Here is a 4,234-nt window from a genome sequence, read left to right as displayed (position 1 = left end):
TCTATCAAGCTGATTTAAAGACATTAATCTCTTTAAATAAGCCGCAGCTACAAGCCCTAAAACAATATATTCAGGAACAGGCAGTTCAAATCCCTGATTTGCGGATCGAGGTTAAAGATTATTCTGTTGCGCTACATTTTCGTGAACATCCTCAACTGGAAGATCGCGTACATGCCTTTGCGCTGGAATGTCTCAATCAGTTTTCAGACTTTGAGTTAAAAGCTGGCAAGTATGTTTTTGAACTGGTGCCCAAAGGTGCAAATAAAGGTTCAGCGATTCAACAGATTATTCAGCAATACCATCTCACTGATCATTATCCCATGTTTATCGGCGATGACCTGACCGATGAAGCCGGATTCAAGGTCATCAATGCCCTTCACGGCTGCTCAATCAAAGTAGGCCCTGGCCAGACCCTAGCACGGTACAGACTGGAAAACGTCTCTCAAGTTCAGGCCTTCCTGAAAGAATTTTTAAAGGTAATTGAAGTACAAGAACAACAACGATTGGAGAAATCACATGTCTAAACTCATTGTGTTATCAAACCGTGTGAATCTACCTAACCCAGAAAGTATGAAGGCTGGTGGATTGGCTGTTGCATTGCAGGATGCATTGCAAGATATAGGCGGTATCTGGGTTGGATGGAATGGCTCCAGAGTTGACCAGAACAAGGAACAGAAATTTCAGATTCTGAAACATCAGAATGTGGAATATCATACCAGTGCACTGAGCGAAGCCCAGTACCAGGGTTATTATTGTGGTTTTTCTAATAATGCCTTATGGCCGTTAATGCATGACCAGCATCAACGTGTTGAATATCAGCCGCAGGATTTTAAAACCTATAAAGATGTCAATTTGCGTTTTGCCAAACACCTGAAACAGGTGGCTTCACCGCATGACATCATCTGGATTCATGATTATCATTTTCTGAGTGTAGCGCATTACTGCCGTAAATTAGGCATGCGCAACCGGATTGGGTTCTTCCTGCATATTCCTTTCCCCGAACTGAAACTTTGGCAAACGCTGCCTCCTTATCAGGAACTGGCCCGACATCTGGGAGATTTTGATGTCATCGGTCTGCAAACTCCACGCGATCAGGCCAACTGTATTGATTTCCTGGAACAGGTATTAAATATCCAACATCGCAATGATGAAATCCTGAGTTATCAGTCTAAACGGATTTATGTGAAAGCTTATCCAATCGGTGTACACCCGGCGCAGATTCAGAAGCAGGCTGCTGAGAGCCAAGTCACTGACCTGCCCTTTGATCTGGATAAAGCACATGCCCATAAGACCATTATTTCGGTTGACCGGATTGATTACAGTAAAGGGCTGCTGGAGAAAATTCATGCATTCCAGGAGTTGCTGGATGAACAGCCTGAATTTAAAAATCAGTTCCAGCAATTACAGATTGCCTGCCCATGTCGACTAGATGTGAACAGCTATAAAAAACTTTATGAACAGTTCCAGGCTGCGGTGCAGAATTTAAACCATCAGCATGGCAATGCAGACTGGCTGCCTTTTGACTGTAGCTATGACACTTTGGGTCATGAAGCCCTGATGCAGCTCTATCGTAAGGCGGATATTTGCTGGGTGAATTCAATCCGTGACGGGATGAATCTGGTCGCCAAAGAATATATTGCTGCGCAAGATCCATTAGATCCAGGGGTATTGATTCTATCTAAATATGCTGGGGCTGCCGAGCAAATGAAAGAAGCTTTGCTGGTCGATCCTTATGATCAGGACAGTATGGCCAAAGCCTTGAAAAGAGCCTTGCGTATGCCGAAGTCGGAACGTTTGGAACGTTATCGCTATTTACAGCAAGGCTTGAAGAATTTCGATATCATTCGCTGGCGTGATCAGTTCCTGTCGGACCTGAAAAAATCACAAAGCTTACGAATTTATCGACCAGTGGCCAAAGGCATTTCGACCCAGTTCAATATGCATGCCTAAAGTCTAAAAAACCTATAAAAAAACACCAGCTTTATGCTGGTGTTTTGTGGTCTAGGCCGGCAATAAGACCTTCTGCTTTTTCTGATTCTTTGTGACCGGCAGTCAGATGGTTTAGGATTACAATGCTCATTAAAGCAACTGCGATCACTGTAAACACTAAACGTAAGCCAATAATTTCACTACCGAAACCTACGAGGGCTGGTCCGATCAATGAGCCAGTGTAAGCAAATACCGATACATAAGATAATGCTACATGAGAAGCCATAGATTTTTGGCGGCCTGCACGAGAGAACATTAACGGAACGATGTTGGCACTACCTAGACCCAAGATCGCATAACCGGTTAAAACGACTTGCCATACTGGTGCAAAGATCACCATGAATAAGCCTGCTGCAGCCAGTAAAGCACTTAGTAAAATAGTGATTTTTTCACCCAAGCTTTGAATGATGAGATGACCGCTAAAACGTCCAAGAACCATTAAGCCAGCAAAGAAACTATAAGCCAAACCGGTATGCGCTGCAGGTACATTAAACTGGGTTGCCAGATAAATACCGCTCCAGTCCATTGCTGCACCTTCAGACAGGAAGGATACAAAACAGATCAGACCAATACCTAAAATTGCGAATGTTGGTAGCGCTTTTTTCGCAGGTTTTGCTGTAGCTGTATTAGTTTCTTCTGTAGTTGATGACTGACCACCTAAACAGAATGGGATTGCCAGCATTGCAATCGCAAGCAACATCACACTTACGACCAGTGCGCCAGTTAAAGGTGCCAGACCAAATCCCATTAACGTGGTCATGCCCAATACACCAACCAGACCACCCAAGCTACATACGCCATGGAAACCCGACATCAAGCTTTTATCCATAAGTTTTTCAATCTGGGCAGCCTGAATATTTACGGTTACCCCCAAAGCACCAGCACTGGCACCAAAGAAAAACAGGGTAATTGCCATCATCAAGCTGGTAGGGCTAATCGCTAGCGCTGGCAAGATGAATAGAAATGCAGCCAGAATAACAGCCAGTACTGTACGGCAGCCAAACTTGCTTGCCATACGACCTGCCAATGGCATTGCCAGCATTGAACCCACTCCGGCACATAGCAAAAGTAAACCAAAGTCAGCATGGTTCAGCAATAAGCGCTGCTGCGCATAAGGAATTAATGGCGCCCAGGCAGCTGTACTAAAACCTAGACTAAAAAAACACAGTGCAGTGGCAATTTTCTGCCAGAGATACGGTGATGGAGACTGAAGACGAGAAATTAGCTGTGAATTTAACATTGTCATTCCAAAAGAAAGAGCTCAGGCATCCATTACCGATCATCCATAGAAAAACCCCGCGAACTTATAGCTTAAAAATATAAGTAGCAGGGCTTAATTTGTGTGAATTATAAACAGAATTTTTCTAAATGAAATAGCTTTTAGAGATGAATTTTTAAATTTTTTACAAGTAATTGATTGTATAAAATTTATAATTTTATAGTTTTATTTGTATACGCTGATCGGTTTTTTCATTGCTTCCTGTAACTCAAGATTTTGTAAAAAACAGGCGAAACCTTCAGTAACTTTTGATTGTAGTCGACTACTGGTCGCTACCCTCAACTGATTGGACCAGGTAATGTCGACTCCTGCCTGTTGTAAACGGCGAACAAAGTCGACATCTTCATGACAATCTAGCTGGCGAAACCCATTAAAATCATTATATATACTTGTTTTAAAACATAAATTTGCCCCATGAATATGGCGATGATCCATTTTATCCTGATAGTGGCCTAAATATTTTAGTCGGGCTTCCAAGCTTAAATTTTTCCATTCGTCCACTTCAACGACCCCACAAATTGCGTCAGTGGGTTGGTGCTTCCACATGGCTTTGAACCAGTCTTCCTGTACACTTGAATCCGCATCAGTACAACAGATCCAGTCGCATCCTTGTTCAATTACTTTTTGGACTCCTAAATGACGGGTCTTACCCACTGAACGAAAGTCACAACTAATGACGTCCACCCCCAGTCGCATCGCTTTGATCGCGGTTTGATCGGTACAACTGTCTAAGACAACTAAAATCTTAATCTCGGGAATATTTCCTGATGAACCAAGGTATTGATAAAATTCAAATTGTGCTTTTTTTAAGGCCAGCAAGCAGCGTTCTATAAAGGCTTCTTCATTACAGGCAGGAATAACCACGCCAATTTTATTCATTTAAGGCCCTCTTGCTCTGCCACAGATTGTGGGCTATTCATCCAGACATCAATTAGAAAATCAGGTTCCTGAAGTTGTGAACATTTT

Annotated in this window: 4 protein-coding genes; 2 read left to right on the top strand and 2 right to left on the bottom strand. The window is 42.7% G+C overall.

What is annotated here, in order from left to right; translation table 11 throughout:
* Positions 1-524 (top strand): trehalose-phosphatase (gene otsB / locus B4J23_RS01530; protein WP_291358548.1); only part of this gene is annotated, 524 nt, incomplete at its 5' end.
* Positions 517-1,950, top strand: a complete 1,434-nt coding sequence (locus tag B4J23_RS01525; RefSeq protein ID WP_291358546.1) for an alpha,alpha-trehalose-phosphate synthase (UDP-forming) — start codon at positions 517-519, stop codon at positions 1,948-1,950. The genes otsB and B4J23_RS01525, both read left to right, overlap by 8 nt.
* Before the next feature lie 31 nt (positions 1,951-1,981).
* Here B4J23_RS01525 and B4J23_RS01520 read toward each other — a convergent pair whose 3' ends face one another.
* A complete protein-coding gene (locus B4J23_RS01520) occupies positions 1,982-3,229 on the bottom strand; it encodes an MFS transporter (protein ID WP_291358544.1) in 1,248 nt (415 codons plus the stop codon).
* 204 nt (positions 3,230-3,433) lie between these two features.
* The gene (locus tag B4J23_RS01515; protein ID WP_291358542.1) at positions 3,434-4,147 is read right to left on the bottom strand and encodes a glycosyltransferase; all 714 of its coding nucleotides are present in this window, start codon (positions 4,145-4,147) and stop codon (positions 3,434-3,436) included.
* Positions 4,148-4,234 lie beyond the last annotated feature (87 nt).

Source organism: Acinetobacter sp. UBA3025 (assembly GCF_002367915.1).
In the GTDB taxonomy this organism is placed as follows: Bacteria; Pseudomonadota; Gammaproteobacteria; order Pseudomonadales; family Moraxellaceae; genus Acinetobacter.
This window is presented reverse-complemented; position numbering and strand designations above follow the sequence as displayed.

Bases quoted from the DNA above. Each gene is read 5' to 3' on its own strand.
- B4J23_RS01525 (WP_291358546.1), top strand. From the start codon at position 517: ATGTCTAAACTCATTGTGTTATCAAACCGTGTGAATCTACCTAACCCA.
- B4J23_RS01520 (WP_291358544.1), bottom strand. From the start codon at position 3,229: ATGTTAAATTCACAGCTAATTTCTCGTCTTCAGTCTCCATCACCGTAT.
- B4J23_RS01515 (WP_291358542.1), bottom strand. From the start codon at position 4,147: ATGAATAAAATTGGCGTGGTTATTCCTGCCTGTAATGAAGAAGCCTTT.